This is a genomic window from Actinophytocola sp., from assembly GCF_035634895.1.
Taxonomy (GTDB): domain Bacteria; phylum Actinomycetota; class Actinomycetes; order Mycobacteriales; family Pseudonocardiaceae; genus Actinophytocola.
This window is the reverse complement of record NZ_DASQCC010000003.1, coordinates 1-17,222: the sequence shown is the minus strand read 5'-3', so window position 1 is coordinate 17,222 and position 17,222 is coordinate 1. Positions and strand designations below refer to the sequence as shown.

The 17,222-nt window shown below is 72.5% G+C and carries 17 protein-coding genes; 12 read left to right on the top strand and 5 right to left on the bottom strand.

The features are described from left to right. Positions 1 to 380, top strand: a 380-nt coding sequence (locus VET29_RS00715; protein WP_324913222.1) for a TrkA C-terminal domain-containing protein, incomplete at its 5' end; no start/stop codon positions are given. Between the two features lie 115 nt (positions 381 to 495). Then, positions 496 to 1,152 carry a potassium channel family protein gene (locus VET29_RS00710; RefSeq protein ID WP_324913219.1) on the top strand — a complete coding sequence of 219 codons (657 nt, stop codon included), beginning with the start codon at positions 496 to 498 and terminating at the stop codon, positions 1,150 to 1,152. 53 nt (positions 1,153 to 1,205) lie between these two features. On the opposite strand, the gene VET29_RS00705 is transcribed toward VET29_RS00710, so the two are convergent. Next, entirely contained in the window at positions 1,206 to 2,627 is a 1,422-nt protein-coding gene (locus tag VET29_RS00705; protein ID WP_324913217.1) for an MFS transporter, read from the bottom strand. 219 nt (positions 2,628 to 2,846) lie between these two features. Here VET29_RS00705 and VET29_RS00700 point away from each other — a divergent pair, with 219 nt between their 5' ends. Beyond that, positions 2,847 to 3,644: an SDR family oxidoreductase gene (locus VET29_RS00700; protein WP_324913215.1), complete on the top strand. Its 798-nt coding sequence runs from the start codon at positions 2,847 to 2,849 to the stop codon at positions 3,642 to 3,644. Between the two features lie 101 nt (positions 3,645 to 3,745). Here the strand turns inward: VET29_RS00700 and VET29_RS00695 are convergent, their stop codons facing one another. After that, entirely contained in the window at positions 3,746 to 4,423 is a 678-nt protein-coding gene (locus VET29_RS00695) for a TetR/AcrR family transcriptional regulator (protein ID WP_324913213.1), read from the bottom strand. Between the two features lie 664 nt (positions 4,424 to 5,087). Here VET29_RS00695 and VET29_RS00690 point away from each other — a divergent pair. From VET29_RS00690 to VET29_RS00665, 6 genes are all read left to right on the top strand, one after another. Further along, positions 5,088 to 6,389, top strand: coding sequence for a ferredoxin reductase family protein (locus VET29_RS00690; protein WP_324913211.1), 1,302 nt, complete (start codon positions 5,088 to 5,090; stop codon positions 6,387 to 6,389). Between the two features lie 13 nt (positions 6,390 to 6,402). Next, on the top strand, positions 6,403 to 6,828 hold the full coding sequence (locus tag VET29_RS00685; RefSeq protein ID WP_324913209.1) for an FMN-binding protein: 426 nt from the start codon (positions 6,403 to 6,405) through the stop codon (positions 6,826 to 6,828). 1 nt (position 6,829) lies between these two features. After that, positions 6,830 to 7,519 (top strand): FAD:protein FMN transferase, encoded by a 690-nt coding sequence (locus VET29_RS00680; RefSeq protein WP_324913207.1) that lies wholly within the window; start codon positions 6,830 to 6,832, stop codon positions 7,517 to 7,519. Beyond that, positions 7,516 to 8,184, top strand: coding sequence for a response regulator transcription factor (locus VET29_RS00675; protein ID WP_324913205.1), 669 nt, complete (start codon positions 7,516 to 7,518; stop codon positions 8,182 to 8,184). Before VET29_RS00680 ends, VET29_RS00675 begins: the two co-directional genes overlap by 4 nt. Then, the gene (locus VET29_RS00670; RefSeq protein WP_324913203.1) at positions 8,181 to 9,389 is read left to right on the top strand and encodes a HAMP domain-containing sensor histidine kinase; all 1,209 of its coding nucleotides are present in this window, start codon (positions 8,181 to 8,183) and stop codon (positions 9,387 to 9,389) included. The genes VET29_RS00675 and VET29_RS00670 overlap by 4 nt, the downstream gene beginning before the upstream one ends. Before the next feature lie 283 nt (positions 9,390 to 9,672). Next, complete coding sequence (locus VET29_RS00665) at positions 9,673 to 11,997, top strand: acyltransferase family protein (RefSeq protein ID WP_324913201.1); 2,325 nt, start codon at positions 9,673 to 9,675, stop codon at positions 11,995 to 11,997. A gap of 50 nt (positions 11,998 to 12,047) precedes the next feature. Here VET29_RS00665 and VET29_RS00660 read toward each other — a convergent pair whose 3' ends face one another. Next, positions 12,048 to 13,067 carry an Acg family FMN-binding oxidoreductase gene (locus VET29_RS00660; RefSeq protein WP_324913199.1) on the bottom strand — a complete coding sequence of 340 codons (1,020 nt, stop codon included), beginning with the start codon at positions 13,065 to 13,067 and terminating at the stop codon, positions 12,048 to 12,050. Between the two features lie 182 nt (positions 13,068 to 13,249). Here VET29_RS00660 and VET29_RS00655 point away from each other — a divergent pair, with 182 nt between their 5' ends. Together VET29_RS00655 and VET29_RS00650 are read left to right on the top strand one after the other, a co-directional pair. Further along, positions 13,250 to 14,632: a DUF4389 domain-containing protein gene (locus VET29_RS00655; protein WP_324913197.1), complete on the top strand. Its 1,383-nt coding sequence runs from the start codon at positions 13,250 to 13,252 to the stop codon at positions 14,630 to 14,632. Then, positions 14,629 to 14,811 carry a hypothetical protein gene (locus VET29_RS00650; protein WP_324913195.1) on the top strand — a complete coding sequence of 61 codons (183 nt, stop codon included), beginning with the start codon at positions 14,629 to 14,631 and terminating at the stop codon, positions 14,809 to 14,811. Before VET29_RS00655 ends, VET29_RS00650 begins: the two co-directional genes overlap by 4 nt. A gap of 33 nt (positions 14,812 to 14,844) precedes the next feature. On the opposite strand, the gene VET29_RS00645 is transcribed toward VET29_RS00650, so the two are convergent. Then, the gene (locus tag VET29_RS00645) at positions 14,845 to 15,312 is read right to left on the bottom strand and encodes a CoA-binding protein (protein WP_324913193.1); all 468 of its coding nucleotides are present in this window, start codon (positions 15,310 to 15,312) and stop codon (positions 14,845 to 14,847) included. 156 nt (positions 15,313 to 15,468) lie between these two features. Here VET29_RS00645 and VET29_RS00640 point away from each other — a divergent pair, with 156 nt between their 5' ends. Beyond that, positions 15,469 to 15,927: a pyridoxamine 5'-phosphate oxidase family protein gene (locus VET29_RS00640; protein WP_324913190.1), complete on the top strand. Its 459-nt coding sequence runs from the start codon at positions 15,469 to 15,471 to the stop codon at positions 15,925 to 15,927. A 25-nt stretch (positions 15,928 to 15,952) separates the two neighbouring features. Here VET29_RS00640 and VET29_RS00635 read toward each other — a convergent pair. Beyond that, positions 15,953 to 17,222: putative PEP-binding protein (locus VET29_RS00635; RefSeq protein ID WP_324913188.1), on the bottom strand; the 1,270-nt coding region annotated here is incomplete at its 5' end.

Genomic DNA, 17,222 nt, shown 5'->3' with positions numbered 1-17,222 from the left:
GCGTGATCGCCCGCATCTACGACCCGCGCCGGGCGGACATCTACCAGGCTCTCGGCATCCCCACCGTCGCGAGCGTCCGCTGGACCGTGAACCGGATCAGCCAGGTGCTCCGGCACCGCCACGTCGACCCGGAGGTCACCTTCGGCAACGGGGAAACCCTGCTGGTGCGGGAGACCCTGCCCACCTGGTTCGCCGGCCGGCCACTGCACGACCTCGACGTGGACGGCCAGATCCGGGTGGTCGCGGTCACCCGCGGCGGGCACTCCTTCCTCCCGGCCGGCGACAACCTCGCCAGGGCCGGTGACACCGTGAGCCTCGCGGTCGCCGCGTCGGCGCTGGACCGGCTGCGTTCCTTCCTCGGCAAGGAGTTGGGCACATGAGTGGAGCTCGCGGGACGAATCATCGATGTTCAGGACGGCACCTCAGCCGCGGAGGGCGCCGGTGGAGCGGAGCCTGCGGAGCGTACCGGCGCCGCGGAGCGGATGAGGGGGCGTCATGAAGGTTCTCGTCGCCGGCGCCGGCCGGCTCGGTGAGCAGGCCGCCCACCTGCTCGCGGCCACCGGCCACGACGTGACGGTCATCGAGCGGGACAGGGCCCGCCTGGCGGAGCTGCCGACCGTGCACCCGGTTCGGCTCGTGCACGGCGACGCGTGCGAGCCACGCGTCCTCGAGGACGCCGGTGTGCTCAACACCGACCTGCTGCTCGCCATCACCGGGGAGGACGAGGACAACCTGGTGATCGCGCTGCTCGCCAAGCGGCAGTTCGCCGTCCCTCGCGCCATGGCCCGCGTCAACGACCCGGACAACACCTGGCTGTTCGACGCCCGCTGGGGAGTCGACGTGGCGCTGCCGGCCGCCGCCTCCCTGGTGTCCCTGATCGAGGAGGCGAGCGGCGCCGCCGACACCGTCGGCCTGGTACGGCTGGCCGACGCGGGCGTCACGCTCATCGAGACCCACCTCGACGACCACTCCAGGGCGGCCGGCCAGGCACTCGCCGACCTCACGCTGCCGGCGGGGACGGTGGTGGCCACCGTCGTCCACGACGCCCAGCCGTTGGTCCCCACCGGCGACTACCGCTTCCATCCAGGAGACACGGTCCTGGTCGTCACGACGACCGCCACCGAGAACGACGTTCACGAGGTGTTCCAGTAAGGGCGACCGTCGAGTCCGCGAGCTCACCGGGGCGAGTGACCGACGCCGAACGTTCAGGCGTCGCGGCCGCCGGGGCCGGCCTGAGCGGCGATGTCGCCGAGCAGGTGGCCGGAGCCACTGGCGAGGACGAGACCGGCGACCACGGATGCGGACGACGCGACCACCGCGACGGCGGCCTGCGGACCCCATGCCTGGTCGGCGAGGCCGGTGACCAGTGCGCCACCGAGGCCGCCGACGAACGCCAGGTAGACACCCACCAGCGCGAAGGCCGTCGAGCGGAGCTGGGGCGGGGTCACCGCCGCGACGACGAGACTCAGCGGGACCAGCCCGGCGAAGGTCACGCCCTGGGTGAGGACCCCGACGACGACGAAGGTGGTGACGTCGGGCGAGTAGGCCTGGACGGCGAACCCGACGCCGAGCGCGGCGAGCGCCGCACTGGCCAGGTACAGGGATCCGGTGGGGCTTCGCCGGAAGAGCCGGTCGCTGTAGACGCCACCGAGGGCGGCGCCGGCCAGCCCACCGACGGCGCAGACCGCACCGATCAGGCCGCGTGCGCCGACGTCCTGACCGAGCTGGTCCTCGAGGATGAGGGTCAGGTAGACCGGCACCGCGATCACGCACAGGCCGAACGCGCCGAGCGCGACCATGACGAAGTAGAAGGTGCGGATCTTCTTCAACCGTGCGAACGCGGTTCGCGGTGACACCAGCGTGGTGTCCTGGTCCGGTAGCGACCGCCTGCCGGGTGGCACGTCCCGTTCGAAACGTCCGCGGACCGGCTCGGGCAGCCGCAGGGTGGCCACGGCGAGCAGCACGCCGCAGCAGGCGAGGAACGCGAACGCCCAGCGCCACGACTCGTGGCCGGCGGGGACCACCGCCGCGAAGGCCGCGGCCAGGACCGGACCGGCGACGATGCCCAGCGGTTGGGCGGCGCGGTGCACGCCGAGCACCCGGCCGCGGCCGGCGGGCGGGTAGGCGTCGGTCAGGATCGAGATCTGGATCGGCCCTTCGTTGGCTCTGCCGATGCCCGCGACGACGCGGGCCACGACGACCTGCACGAGGGTGTGCACCAAGGTGAGCGAGGCCGCCGCGGCGGCCCAGACGAGGGTGCAGACACCGGCGATGCCGATGCGGCGACGCCGGTCGCCGAGCAGGCCGATCGGCAGCGCACCGAGCGAGACCATGACCCCGGCCAACGCTCCGACCACGACGATCTGGGCCGAGGTCATGCCGAGCGACTCGCGGATCTCGGGCGCGAAGACGGTGAACATCGCGTTGTCGATGCTGTCGACCAGCAGTAGACCGAAGAGCAGGCCCAGCGTCGAGCGTCCGCCGACCGACATGACCTCCCGGAAGGTCATGCGTCGCGCTGGACCGGTCCGCGCCACGACGTTCGCCTCCCGCGGGGCGCCGTCGCCGCCCGGGCCGGCGATCGGGGGTCGGGAGAGGTTCGTCCCCGCGCGGTCCTCTTCGCTCATCGGTGCCCTTCCTGAGGAATGCCGGTCGTGTGACGTCGTGCCGCACTCGGCTCTGTGTTGGTCAGCATAGACAATGTCGACGCACTCTTCTATGTTACTCGACACAGAAGTGGGGACGGCGCCCGTTCGGGGAGCGGCGGCCTCGTCCGGGGTCGTCTGGCCGTCGCCTGTCCACGGTCATTGAGGAGTGGTGGTCCTGTGCGGGATTGGGAGAACTCGGTGGCCTTCATCACCGGCGGCGGTCAGGGGATCGGCCTGGGCATCGCCCGTGCCCTGGGCAGGCGCGGCGTGCGGCTGGCGTTGGCCGACGTCGACGAGGCGGCGTTGACCCGCGCCGGGGAGGAGCTGTCGCGGCTGACGGCCGTGGAGACCGTCCCGCTCGACGTCCGGGACCGGCAGGGGTTCGCCTCGGCCGCCGACCTGGTGGAGGCGAGGCTGGGGCCGGTCGACCTGCTGTTCAACAACGCGGGCATCGTCCCGGTCTCGCCGGTGACGGAGCTGACCTACGAGAAGTGGGACCTCGCGCTCGGGGTCAACCTCACCGGCGTGGTCAACGGGTTGCAGACCTTCCTGCCCCGCATGATCGAACGCGGTGCGGGCGGGTACGTGGTGAACACCGCGTCGGGTGCCGGTCTGGTGGCTGACGCGAACGTGCTGTACGTGACCGGCAAGTTCGCGGTGGTCGGGCTTTCGGAATCGCTGCGGCTGGCCCTCGGGCGCTACGGCATCGACGTCAGCGTGCTGTGCCCCGGTCCGGTCGACACCGACATCATTCGCAACACCAGGACGGTGAACGAGGACCTGTTCGCCGGGGTGCCCGGCAGCGCCCTCCGGGACGCCGAGGCGTTCCTGAGAGGAGGTGTCGGTATCGACGCGGTCGGCGAGATGGTCATCGCCGGCATGCGGGCCCGGTCGCTGTGGATCCACACCAGCGACGAGGTGCGGCCCTCTGTGGAGGCGCGGATGACGGACCTGCTCGCGTCCACACCCGTTCCGGTCGTCGACGCGACCAGCTGACCACGGGGGCCGGGACGGTCCGACAGTCCACACAGGACCGGACGGAAGGCGTGAGGTGCCGGGCCTCGCACCCCCGTGCCGACCGCCGCCCCGGTGGTCCGTCAGTCGCGGCTTTGGTTCCGGCCACGGGTCCTCGTGTCCGTGGGCCGGGTGGTGGCCGGGACCGGCAGGGTGCGCCAGACACCGTTGAGGTTGTCGTCGAGCACGGTCGCCAGCGACCGCAGGACCTCGCGAAGGTCGAAACTGTCGGGGTCGACGAGTGACTGGAGGTGGATTCCGAGGAGCGCGCCGTTGAGCGCCACGGCGAACACCCGCTCCTGCTTCGCGGCCGTCTCGGGATCGGCGTCCTTCGGGCGTTGCGCGCGCAACCAGTCCTCGAGGCCGCCGCGTCGCCGGGTGAGGAACTCCTGGTACTGGCCGCGGACGGCCTCCGCACCGCCGATGGCCTTGGCCAGGATCATGAACAGCAGCGGCAGATTGGCGTCCTGGGCCAGTGCCGCGGCGTCGTCGAACAACTCGGCGATCGGCGGCACGGTCTGGTAGCGGTCCGGTGGGATCTCGCGGTTGACGGCGCGTTCCACGACGGCCATCACCAGGCCCTCCTTGTTCTTGAAGTGCCAGGGGATGGAGCCGCGGCTGATGCCGGAGCGTTCCGCGATGTCCACGAAGGACGTACGGTCGAAACCGCGCTCGGCGAACAACTCCTCGGCAGCGTCCAGGATACGGCGACGACTTTCCTCGCCGATCTCGTCGATCCGGCGTCGTCCAGGTGAACCCACGATCGCCAGTCTAGATAGCGTGCCGGCCTCCCGTGTCCTGACGCGCCCACGCGGGGCCACCACTGCCCCGCGCCTGCCTGGGGCATCGCCGGGCGCGCGATGCGCGCCCGGCGATGGCCCGTGACGTCAACCGGGGCGCGATGAGCGGAGGACAACGTCGTCATGAACAGGTCGACACCTCTGGATCACCAGGCCGCCGACCGGACCAGCGCGGCCGCCGGACGGATCCGGGGTCACCGGACGGGATCCGGGGTCACCGGCCGCGCGGAGCGCACCGGGTCGACCAGCCAGGTCCGCGACTCGCCCCCTCGTCCGCGCCGCACTACTCACCGACGACCACCCTCGTGCGGACACGCCTCCCGCGGCATCGCCAGGACCACGCGCTCCGCGGCGAGGTCCACACCGGTCGCGAGATCCCCTCCGCCCTTTGTCGAACGCTCGACCGCGGCCCCGTGGGAACCCCGGACCACCCCGCACGCGGTGCCGGCGACATGACTCGCCACCCCCGCGTCGACACCGGTCGCCTCGTCACGCCCAGCTCAACCACACGGGACGAAGCCTTCCGCGGCGCCGACAGCCGCGTTCCTCGGCTGGTGCTGGCGCCTGTGTCGCCGGTGGCCGGACTCCAAGACTTCCCCCAGAAAACGTGTCGAGACTCGATCGTGTGAGAGCGAGTCAGTGGTTGTGGGCCCTCGTGGCGCTGAACGTGGTGTGGGCCACGGACCTGTTCGTCCTCGGCCACGGGTTCGAACGGTTGGCCGAGCCGGGCGGGTTGCTCATCGCGCTGGGTCGGCTGACCGGGCTCTACGGGGCGCTGGTGCTGGTCGTCCAGCTCGTCCTGGTGGCCCGGCTGCCGTGGCTGGAGTCGCGGCTGGGGATGGACCGGCTCACCGCGTGGCACCGCTGGAGCGGGTTCTGGGTGCTGTGGCTGGTGCTGGCGCACCTGGTGTTCGTCACGCTCGGGTTCGCCGCCCAGGACGGCGGCGACGTGCTCGGCGAGCTCGACACGCTCGTGTTCGGCACCGAGGACGTCGGCCTCGCGACCATCGCCACGGTACTGCTGGTCGTGGTGGGAGTGACCTCCGCGCGCCGGGCGCGCAGGCGGCTGCGGTACGAGTCGTGGCACGCGGTGCATCTGCTGGTCTACCTGGCGGTCGTGCTCGGCTTCCTGCACCAGGTCTCCGTCGGGGAGGACTTCACCGGCTCTCCTGTCGGGCGGCTGTACTGGTGGTCGCTCTACGGGTTCGCGGGTGCCGCGGTGGCCACGACCCGGGTCGGGTTGCCGGTGTTCCGCAACCTGCGGCACCGGCCGCGGGTGGTCTCGGTGGTGCGGGAGAGCCCCGACGTCGTGACGATCTGGATCGGCGGACGGGCCCTGGACCGGCTCCCGGCGCGGGCCGGGCAGTTCTTCCTGTGGCGGTTCGGCAGCCGGTGGTTCCAGGCGCACCCGTTCTCGCTGTCGGCGATGCCGGACGGGCGGTTCCTGCGGATCACGGTCAAGGCGCTCGGTGACGGCAGCGCCTGGCTCCAGCACGTCCGGCCCGGCACCCGGGTGTTCGCCGAGGGACCGTACGGGGCGTTCACCGGCGCACGCGCGACCCGGCGCCAGGTGCTGCTGGTGGCCGGCGGGGTCGGCGTGACGCCGATCCGCGCGCTGCTGGAGGAGTTCGCGCACGCCGGCGCCCACGTCGTGGTGGTGTACCGGGCCAGCACGCCCCGGGACGTGGTGCTCGCCGCCGAGCTGCGGGCGATCGCGCGCTGGTCCGGTGCGCGGCTGCACTTCGTGGTCGGGCCACGCACCACCCCCGGTCTCCCCGACCTGGCCGCACTGGTACCCGACGCGTGGCGCCGCGACGTGTACGTCTGCGGGCCGCCCGGCATGACCGAGGCCGTGCGCCACACCCTGCGCCGGCTCGGGGTCCCCGACGACCAGGTGCACACCGAACGCTTCGCCTTCGCCGGCTGAGGGAGAACCACCGATGCGCAAAGCACTGATCATCCTGGCGCTGCTCTTCGCCGGGCTCGTCCCGCTCATGCGGTACCACCCGGCGACCTCCCCAGCGCCGACCGCCGTCGCCGCGCCGCCCGCCCCGGAGACCGGCACCCCGACGCCGGGGACCGGCACCCAGGGGACGCGAACCGTCGACGGCCCGGTCGTCGACACCGAGTTCGGGCCCTACCAGGTCCGGGTCACCTTCTCCGGCGCCACGATCACCGACGTCCAGATCGTCACCGAGCCCGGCGACGGGCACAGCCAGCGCATCGCGAGCCGGGCCGGACCCACGCTGCGCAGCGAGGCGTTGCGGGCCCAGAGCGCGCACATCGACATGGTGTCGGGCGCGACCGTCACCAGCGAGGCCTACGCCCGGTCCCTCCAGGCCGCGATCGACGCGAACGGAGGCTGACATGCGGTTCGTCGAACAGGTCATGGGCATGCCGGCATCGATCGAGGTCCCCGACCAGGCCGCCGCCGGCGCCGTGTTCGGGTGGCTTCGCCACGTCGACCGCCGGTTCAGCCCCTTCCGGCCCGACAGCGAGGTCCGCACCGGCCGCCACAGCAAGGAGCTGACCGAGGTGCTCGACCTGTGTGCCAGGTACGAACGGGACACCGGCGGCGCGTTCCGGGTCCAGCTGCCCGGACGCCCGCTCGACCCGTGCGGCGTGGTCAAGGGCTGGGCCGTGCAGCGGGCCGCCGACATGCTCCGGGCGGCCGGCGTCACCGAGTTCTGCCTCAACGTCGGCGGCGACGTCGTCGCGGCGGGCAGGCCGTGGTCGATCGGCATCCGACACCCCGACCACGTGCTGCGGGTGTGTGCCGTGCTGGAGGTCGACGAGGGTGCGGTGGCCACGTCCGGCACCTACGAACGCGGCGACCACATCGTCGACGGACGCACCGGCCGACCCGTGCGCGACCTGGTCAGCCTGACCGTCGTCGCGAACGACCTGACCACCGCCGACGCCGTGTCGACTGCGGCGTTCGCCATGGGCACCGAGGGCATCGCGTGGGCCGACGCCCAGCCCGGCTGCCTCGTGTTCGCCGTCGACCGGGACCGCGAGGTGCACAGGTCCGCCGGCCTGACGAGAATGCTCAGGTGAGCGACTCCCCACACCTGCTGCTGGTCGAGGACGACCGGCAGCTGCTGGCGATGCTCGACGCCCTGCTCACCGAGGAGGGCTACCACGTCGACACCGCCGCCGACGGCCAGCAGGGCCTGCACCTGGCCCTCACCCGTTCCTACGACGTCGTGGTGCTCGACCGCGGCCTGCCGGCGATCGAGGGGCTCGACCTGCTCACCCGCCTGCGCCTGCGTGGCGTGGTCACCCCGACGCTGGTGCTGTCCGCACTGGCCAACCCGGCCGACCGGGTCGCCGGCCTCGACGCGGGCGCCGAGGACTACCTCGGCAAGCCGTTCGACCTCGACGAGCTGCTCGCGCGGCTGCGCGCACTGCGGCGGCGGCACCTCGACACCGCGCGGTCCCTGCCGCTGCCCGGCGGACGGCTCGAACTGGACACCCGGTCCGCCGTGCTCGGCGACCGCGAGCCGGTCCGGCTGTCGACGCGGGAGTGCGACCTCCTCGCCGCCTTCGCCACCCGCCCCGGCACCGTGTTCACCCGACGCCAGCTCCTCGCACTCGTCTTCGACGACGCGGAGAGCGACGCCGCGGTCGACACCTACGTCCACTACCTGCGCCGCAAGCTCGGCCGCGCGGTGATCGACACCGTGCGCGGCCGCGGCTACCAGCTCGGCCGCGGCCGGTGAGTGCCCCCGACTCGGCCGACGCCCGCCTGGTCCGCGCGACGATGGTGCGGCTGGGTATGCAGTCCGCAGCCGCGGTGCTGGTCGCCGTGACGCTGCTCGGCGTGGCGGTCGTGCTGATCATCCAGCGCACACAGGCCGCACAGCAGAACAACCAGCTGACCACCGCCATCGCCACCGCCGACGACGTGACCGACCCACCCGCCGGGATCTGGCTCGCCGTACGGCGCGACGGGAGGACCACGGCGACCCCGCACATCCCCAGGGGCCTCCCCGACCAAGGCCTGATCGACGCCGTGGCGGCGGACGGGGTGGCGCGGACCGACGACGTCCACGACGGACGGCAGGAGTACCGGGTCCGCACCGAGCGTCGGGGCGAGGAGGTGGTGCAGGCGGCGCTCGACCTCCGGTACGCCCACGTTGAGCGGGAGCGCCTCCTCAAGGTGCTGCTGCTCGCCGGCGGCGTGGGGCTCGTGCTCGCCGGCGTCACCGGGGCGTGGGTGGCCCGCCGCGCGGTGACCCCGCTGGTGAGCGCGCTCGCCCTGCAGCGCAGGTTCGTCGCCGACGCCGGCCACGAGCTCCGCACACCGCTGACCCTGCTGAGCACCAGGGCGCAGCTGCTGCGCAGACACCTGCGCGACAGCTCCGTCGAGTCCGATGTGGACGGTCTGGTGGCCGACGCGCGCCAGCTGGGCGCGATCCTCGACGACCTGCTGCTCGCGGCCGACCCGCGCGAGTCGGTGCCGCGCCGGCCCGTCGACCTGGCCGCCCTGCTGGGCGAGGCCGTCGCGGCGGCGGAGTCCGCGGCGGACGAGCGCGGCGTGCGACTCGCGGTGACCACGACCCCCGTCACCGTCAACGGTTACGACGCTGGTCTGCGGCGCGCGCTGAACGCCCTGCTGGACAACGGGATCCGGCACGCGAACAGCACCGTCCGCGTGGTGCTCACCCGGACGGGCCAGCAGGCGCGGGTGGACGTGGTGGACGACGGCCCCGGCATCAGCGCGGACCTCCTGCCCACGCTGTTCACCCGGTTCAACCCCGGCCCGGCCGACACCACGCGCGACGAGCGTCGCCGGTACGGCCTCGGCCTGTCGCTGGTGAGCGAGATCGCCGCCCGCCACGGCGGTTCGGTCGCCGCGCACAACCGCGCCGAGGGCGGCGCGGTGCTCTCCCTCACCGTCCCGGTCGAGCCCCGGCGGAGGTGAACCCGCGCCGCGCGCCGGCACGGGAGGCCGTCGACGACGCCATCCACGGCGACAGCGGCCGCGAGGAGTGAAGGAAACGTCATCGTCCGTGATGGACGATCCCGCCCGCGAGCCGGTTCCCCGACACGCCGCCACCCCGCGGCACGCCAGCCTCCCAAGTGGACTGACCACAGTGGACTACACTCGCCGATTCCCGCTGGTCGTGGTCGATTCAGCGAGCCAGAGCGGGGATAGGGACAGGCAGGTCGAGCCGTCCGAACAGGACGGAGTGGCGGAGGTCGCTGTGAGTGTGGACCGGGCGTGGCGGCGGGTCGCCAGGGCGGCGCTGGAGCGTGGCATCCGCTCGGCCGGCCCCTCCTACCCCGCCGGGCACCGCCCGAGCGAGGCCATGGTCAACGCCGACGCCGAACACCCCGCCGCCCAGGGCACGATCACCATCGACCACGAACAGGACGGGACCGGTGGGCCCGGCACCCGGCCGGCGGACCGTGATTCGGACGCGCTGGACTCGGGCAGGCATCAGCTCACGACGGAGGGCACCGGACCGCCTCGCGGCGAGGGCACGCGGTTCCGCACCGACGTGCAGGCCCTGCGGGCGGTGGCGGTGCTCGCCGTGCTGCTCAACCACCTGTGGCCCGGGCGGCTCGCCGGCGGTTACGTCGGCGTGGACGTCTTCTTCGTGATCTCCGGGTTCCTGATCAGCTCGCACCTGTGCCGGGAGCTGGACGGGACCGGACGGGTACGGCTGGGCCGGTTCTACGCCCGCCGCATCCGGCGCCTGCTCCCGGCGGCGTTCCTCGTGCTGGTGCTCACCATGGTCGGCGCCTACTTCCTGATGCCGTACCCGCGCTGGGCCGAGACCGCGCGGCACGCCGTCGCCAGCGCGCTGTACGGGGAGAACTGGCTGCTCACCGTGGAGTCCGTGAACTACTCCGCGGCCGACGCGGCGCCCAGCCTCGTTCAGCACTACTGGTCGCTGTCGGTCGAGGAGCAGTTCTACCTCGTCTGGCCGCTGCTGCTGTTCCTGCTGTTCAAGGTTCGCCTTCGGCGGGCCCGGTTCGCGGGTGTGGCGGTGGTCGCCGCCGCGTCGCTCGCCTTCTGCGTGTACTACACCGCGCACGCGCCGAGCCAGGCGTACTTCGTCACCCCGACGCGGGTGTGGGAGTTCGCCGTGGGCGCGCTCGTCGCGCTGGCGGGCGCGCGGCTCGCGTTGCCCGCCGGGGTGGCTGGCGTCGCCTCGTTCGCCGGCCTGGCGATGATCATCGGTCCGGCGGTCGCCTACGGCCCCACCACCGCGTTTCCCGGCTACCTGGCCCTGGTCCCCACCGTGGGCACGGCGCTTGTCATCATCGCCGGCAACCGAGGCGCGAAGCAGTGGCACACCCCGTTGAGCGCCGCACGGCCGGTGCAGTGGCTGGGCAACATCAGCTACTCGCTGTACCTGTGGCACTGGCCGCTGATCCTGCTGGCGCCCTTCGCGATCGGCCAGGTGCTGACCGCGCGGGACAAGCTCGTCATCCTCGCCGTGTCGCTGCTGCTCGCGGCCGCGTCGAAGGTCCTCGTGGAGGACCGCGGCCTGGCCTGGCGGCCGCGCAGACGCCCCACCGGGCTCACCTTCGCCGCCATGGCCGCCGGGATGGCCGTCCTCGCGCTGGTGGCCGGCGCGCTGAACTGGTCCTACGAGCGGCAGGTCGTCCAGGCGGGGCAGCAGATCGCCTCGGCCGCGCCCAGCTCGTGCCACGGCGCCGACGCCATGGTCTCCCGCAACGACTGCCACAACCGGTTCGGGCCCGCGCAGGTGGTGGCCATGGGCCCGGCCAACGCGTACTTCCAGGTGCCGCGCGAATGCCGCCAGATCGACGACAACATGGCCGGCGCCACGAAGACCACCCTCGTGTGCGACTTCAGCCAACACGATCCGACACCCGAGGTGGTGTGGCTCCTCGGCGACTCCCATGCCCTGCACTGGCAGGGCGCCGTGATGGCGCTGGCCCGCGAGCGGAAGTGGTTGGTCAAGTTCGGCGGCCTCGGCGGCTGCCCGTTCGCGAAGGTCGACTTCACCGGCTACCGCGGCCCGGCCGACGACGGGTTCAAGCGGACGTGCAAGGAATGGACGGAGCGGATGGCCGACGTGGTCGCCGCCGACCGGCCGTCGACGGTGTTCCTCTCCTTCTTCGCCCGCATGGAGCCCGCCGACGACGGCACGGGCCGGTCGCAGACCGCGCAGTACCGCGACGGCCTCGAACCGTACTGGCGTGCCTGGGCCGACGCCGGGGCACACGTGGTCGTCCTGGCGGACCCGCCACTCAACGGCGACGTGCGGCCCGCCGACTGCGTGACCCTCAACCCGGACGACCCACTCGCCTGCGCGGTGGACCGGAACGTCGCGCAGCCCCGGGATCCGCTGGCCGAGGCCGCCCGGTCGAGCCGCGAACCCGCGGTGTCCCTGGTGGACCTGACCGACTACTTCTGTGACCGGCGGAAGTGCTACGCGGTCATCGGCAACGTCGCCGTGTACTACGACGCGAACCACCTGAACCTCGAGTTCACCCGCGACCTGGCGCCGATGCTCGCCGCGGCACTCGACAGGGCCACCGGTCACCAGTGACGCGTTGACGCCTCGCCGGTCACGGCCGGCGAGGCGTCAACGGGTGCTGGTCACGGCGTGTGCGCGGGCCGGTGGGTGCCGGGCAGGTAGTCGACGGTGTCCTCGGTCGCCCGCCGCCGGCTCTCCGGTGGTGGGGGCGCGGCGGTGGGTGCCCAGCCGGTGCGCAGGATCAGATGGGGGTAGGCCGCCCCGTCGAGCACCGGGCCGCGGACGAGGGCGCGGGTGCCGGGCAGTTCGAGTGCCTGCGAGAGCAGGCACGTGGCCAGACCGATGCTGGTGGCGGTCAGCAACGCGACGCTCGCCGCCTCACCGGCGCGCAGCACCGAGACCACGTCGTCGGCGAGTGTCGCGAGGACCAGCAGCTCGCCGCCGTCGGCCTCGTTGCGGCCGGTCCGTGCCTCGGGCTGGGTGCCCTGGGGGAACTCGCGCATGGCGGTGTCTCCGTGGACACGCGCCTGCGGTGGGGTGCTGGCGGCGAGCACACCGTCCCGGGCGAGCCGGTTGCGGCCGCTCCAGGTGGCGAGCTCCGCCGTGTAGGCGGCGTCGTCGTACTGGGCACCGGCGGCCTGGTCGAGAGCTCGGGTGAGCTGCCGGCGGGTGAGCCCGTCGGTCACCGGCACCAGGAGCGCACCGGCCTTCCCGGCTCGCCTGACCATGAGGTCCAGGTGCCCGTCCGGCACAGGCCAGGAGGTGAACCGGCGCCGGTCCGTCCGTCGGCGCGAGATGGCGCCGACGAGCGTGATGTCCTCGGTGGACGGTGTCTTCGGGGCGAACTCCACCGCGGCGAGATGGTCGGGGTCACCCGGGTTCGGCAGGCGGTGCACGATCGCGCGCCAGCCGAGCGCACCCAGCGCGACCCGCAGGTGGTGGAGCGCCGCACCGCAGCTCAGCAGCAGGTCCCGCCCGTCGGGGTCGGTGGCCGGGACGCGCCGGGTCTGGTCGGCCATGAGGTGGATCGACTCCTCGCCGATCAGCCAGCGCCACGGCTGAGTGTTGTGCACCGAGGGCGCGCGGTTGGCCAGTGCGATGGCGCCGAGCACCGTGTGCTGGTCCGGCCTGTGCTCCTTCATCGTTCGGCCTCCTCGCTTCGTGCCTTCCATGCCACCCACCTTCTTGCGCGCGGAACCTGTCCGCGAGGGCTGTTGTTCCCTGCCCGACGCGACCAAGGACCCGCCCGCCGCATCCCACGGACCCTGTCGGGCCATCCCTGTGTGGCCGACGGTGGAGGTAGGACCGCTGGAAGGAGAAGGCCGTGGTCACGGGAACATCGCCGGTGCGGATGACCGCCCGGCTCGACAGTGAGCCCAGCCGATGGCTGTGGCTGGTGAAATGGCTGCTGCTGGTGCCGCACCTGGTCGTGCTGTTGTTCCTGTGGCTGGCGTTTCCGGTCGTGACGTTCGTGGCGATGGTGGCGATCCTGTGCACCGGCCGCTACCCACGCCCGCTGTTCGACTTCAACCTCGGAGTGCTGCGCTGGACCTGGCGGGTCTGGTGCTACGGCTACGGCGCCCTCGCCACGGACCGCTACCCACCTTTCAGCCTCGACGCCGAGCCGGACTACCCGGCGACGCTGGACGTCGCCTACCCGGAGCACCTGTCCCGTGGGCTGGCGCTGGTGAAGTGGTGGCTGCTGGCGATCCCGCACTACCTGGTGGTCGCGTTCTTCGCCGGGGGTGGCGGGTTCGTGCTCTGGCAGTGGGACAACGGCTGGGACGGCGGACTGGTGACCCTGTTGAGCGTGTTCGCCGGCGTGGCGCTGCTGTTCACCGGCCGCTACCCGCGCGGAATCTTCGACCTGGTCATCGGCATGAACCGCTGGGTGCTACGGGTCGGCGCCTACGCGGCGCTGATGACCGACGAGTACCCGCCGTTCCGCCTGGACCTCGGCGGCGGCGACCCCGCGCCCGAGCCCGTCACGCGGACGGCACACCCGACCGGCGTGTCCCCCGCACGCACGGCCGGCGTGGTCTTCGGCGTGCTGCTGCTGATCATCGGTGCCGGCGGGGCGGCCGGCGGCGGCGGGCTCCTGTGGCTCGATGGGCAGCGCGACACGGCCGGCTACGTGTCCATCCCGGCACAGCGGTACGACGACGGCGGCTACGCGCTGCGGTTCGACGCCGACGACGTGGCACCGGTGGACCGGAACTGGCCGTGGGTGGGCGAGTTTCTCGGCGACGTGCGCGTCGAGATATCCACCGTGGACAGCTCGCCGTTGTTCGCCGGCGTCGCCGACACCGCCGATGTCGTCCGCTACCTCGACGGCGTGCCGCACCGCAGGTTCGGTGACTACCGGGAGCACCGGGGCTACCGCCACATGGCGGTCGCGGGGCCGATGACGGCCACCCGCCCGCCGAGCACGCCGGCAGGCATGGACATCTGGGTCGACTCGGTGTCCGGCACCGGAACCCTCACGCTCGACTGGACCCCACAGCCCGGTGACTGGTCCCTCGTGATCATGAACGCAGCCGCGCGGCCGGAGGTCCGGGCGGACGTGACGTTCGCGGCCACCGCACCCGCGCTGGAACCGGTCGCGATCACCGTCCTGTCCACCGGCGTCGTGCTGCTGTTCGGTGGTGCGCTGCTCGTCGCGTTCGCGGCACGACCGCGCCGGCGTGAGCACGGGGACCTCTCGTGAGTCCGGCCATCCACACCGAGGGACTGACCGATCACTGCCGTCGCAGGACGGCCGTCACCGGGCTCGACCTCGACGAACCGGCCGGTGGTGTGCGGTGGGCGTTCCCCTGGCTGCCGGCGGCCACGACGGTGTTCGTGGCCGCCGTACACCGGCGGCGCCGAGCGCGGCGAGGACCGTGACCGGGAGGGTCGCGGTCCTCGCCACGGCCACTCCTACCCGGCTTGTCTCGGCGGGTGGCACAGCCAGCGCATGACCCGGTGGCCGGGGTCCGAGGCCGGCGGGAACATGAGTGGGCACCCGCCGTCGATCACGGTGACGCCGTGCTCGCGGCCGTACTCGGTCGCGGCCGGCGACACGCTGCCGGGGCCGAAGGAGCGGTGCATCCACACGTACTTCACGCCCAGCTCGACGCACTCGCGCATGGTGGCATCCGCGACCTCCGGGCGCGTGGCGATCACCACCGCGTCCACCCCGCCGGGGATCGACTTCAGGTCGTGGTAGCACCTGTCACCGGCGACCTCGTCCGCGTTCGGGTTGACCGCGAACACCTCGTAGCCGCGTTCCCTCAACCGCTGGTGCACGACGTTGCCGCCGTGCCCCTCGGGCCTGCGTGACACGCCCGTGACCGCGATTCGTCTCGTGTCGAGGAACTCCGCCGCGACCTCGGCAAGCTTCCGCATGGCTTCTCCTCCGTCTTTCTCCCCACCTCGATCCTCAGCCGCGTCCACCGCCCCGGACAGGGACCAAAGACCCTGCGGGCGACGACTTTGGGCAGGTTCGAGACCGCACGGCTCTCGGTGAGGATTCAACGAGTAGCCGCGAACAAGGGGAAACGCATGACCGAGAACCAGCCGGCGCGGCTGCGGCCCGTCAGCCACGACGAGGCACTCGAGCTGCTCGGCAGCGTCCCCTACGGCCGGATCGTGTTCACCGAGCGCGCTCTGCCCGCCGTCCGCCCGGTGAACCACATCGTCGACGACGGCGCCGTGATCATCCGCACCCACGCCGAGTCGGCGATCCTGCGGGCCGTCGGCCAGGTCGTGGCGTACGAGGCCGACCTCGTCAACGCGGACTCCCGGCTGGACTGGAGCGTCGTCGTGCTCGGTGTCGCCGAGGAGGAGGACCACGTCGACGCGGTCGCGCGGTACAAGCGGCTGCTGCGCCCCATGGTCGACCTGTCGATGGACCACGTGATCAGGATCCGGCCGAAGATGGTGACCGGACAGCTCCTGCTTCCCGTGGACGCCTCCACAGTGGACCCCGACGCGGTGCCAGCGGGCGACTCGCCATCGTGACCGCGGTCCCGGTCAGCTCCGCCTCCTAGCGGGTGTCGTTGGTGGTCTCCCCCACCGCGGCGCGGCCGGCCTCCAGCCGTGCGACGGGGACGCGGAACGGCGAGCAGGACACGTAGTCGAGGCCGATGTCGTGGAAGAAGTGGATCGACGCGGGGTCGCCGCCGTGCTCACCGCACACACCGAGCTCCAGGTCGGGACGGACGACCCGGCCCTCCCGGGCGGCAAGCGTAACCAGCCGGCCGACGCCGTCGCGGTCGATGGTCTCGAACGGCGACACGTCGAACACGCCCTGCTCCAGGTACGCCGGGAAGAACGACCCCTCGACGTCGTCGCGGGAGAAGCCCCACGTCGTCTGCGTGAGGTCGTTGGTGCCGAAGGAGAAGAACCGGGCGGTCTCGGCTATGCGGCCGGCGGTGAGGGCCGCACGGGGCAGCTCGATCATCGTGCCGACCTCGTACGGGATTGCCACCCCGGTCTCGGCGGCGACCTCGGCGACGACTTCCCGTGCCCGGGCCGCCGTGATCTCCAGCTCCCGGACGTCGCCGATGAGCGGGATCATGATCTCGACCCGTGGGTCGCCGAACGCGCGGATCCGGGCCGCCGTGGCCTCGGCGATCGCCCGCACCTGCAGGTCGTAGAGGCCCGGTATGACCAGCCCGAGCCGGACGCCACGGGTGCCGAGCATCGGGTTCTCCTCGTGCAGCCGGTCGACCGCGGCCAGCAGGTCCTCGTCCGGGGTGTGCTGGCCGAGGGCCTTCGCGACCGCGACGCGGGCGGTCAGCTCGGTCCGGTCGGGCAGGAACTCGTGCAGTGGCGGATCCAGCAGGCGGATGGTGACGGGCAGGCCGTCCATCTCCTCGAGGATCCGGGTGAAGTCCGCGCGCTGCAACGGAAGCAGTGCCGCGAGGGCGTCCGCCCGCTCGTCGTCGTCCGCCGCCAGGATCAGCCGCTCGACCAGCACCCGCCGGTCGCCGAGGAACATGTGCTCGGTGCGGACGAGCCCGATGCCGCTCGCGCCGAGCGCGCGAGCCCGGTGCGCGTCCTCCGGGGTGTCGGCGTTGGCGCGTACGTCCAGCCGGGCGCGGTGGTCGGCGTGGTGGATGATCCGGTCGACGGCTCGCAGCAGGGCGTCGCGCTCGGGTGGGCGGCGGCCCTCGAAGTAGTCGACGACCGGGGACGGGACGACGTCCAGCTCGCCGAGGTAGACCTTCCCCGCGGTGCCGTCGACGGAGATGACGTCCCCCTCCGCGACGACCGTGCCCGCCGCGGTGGTGAACCGGCGGCCCTTGGTGTCG

Excerpts from the sequence above, each read along its gene's own strand:
- VET29_RS00710 (WP_324913219.1), top strand. The coding sequence starts at position 496 with ATGAAGGTTCTCGTCGCCGGCGCCGGCCGGCTCGGTGAGCAGGCCGCC.
- VET29_RS00705 (WP_324913217.1), bottom strand. The coding sequence starts at position 2,627 with ATGAGCGAAGAGGACCGCGCGGGGACGAACCTCTCCCGACCCCCGATC.
- VET29_RS00685 (WP_324913209.1), top strand. The coding sequence starts at position 6,403 with ATGCGCAAAGCACTGATCATCCTGGCGCTGCTCTTCGCCGGGCTCGTC.
- VET29_RS00680 (WP_324913207.1), top strand. The coding sequence starts at position 6,830 with ATGCGGTTCGTCGAACAGGTCATGGGCATGCCGGCATCGATCGAGGTC.
- VET29_RS00660 (WP_324913199.1), bottom strand. The coding sequence starts at position 13,067 with ATGAAGGAGCACAGGCCGGACCAGCACACGGTGCTCGGCGCCATCGCA.
- VET29_RS00645 (WP_324913193.1), bottom strand. The coding sequence starts at position 15,312 with ATGCGGAAGCTTGCCGAGGTCGCGGCGGAGTTCCTCGACACGAGACGA.
- VET29_RS00640 (WP_324913190.1), top strand. The coding sequence starts at position 15,469 with ATGACCGAGAACCAGCCGGCGCGGCTGCGGCCCGTCAGCCACGACGAG.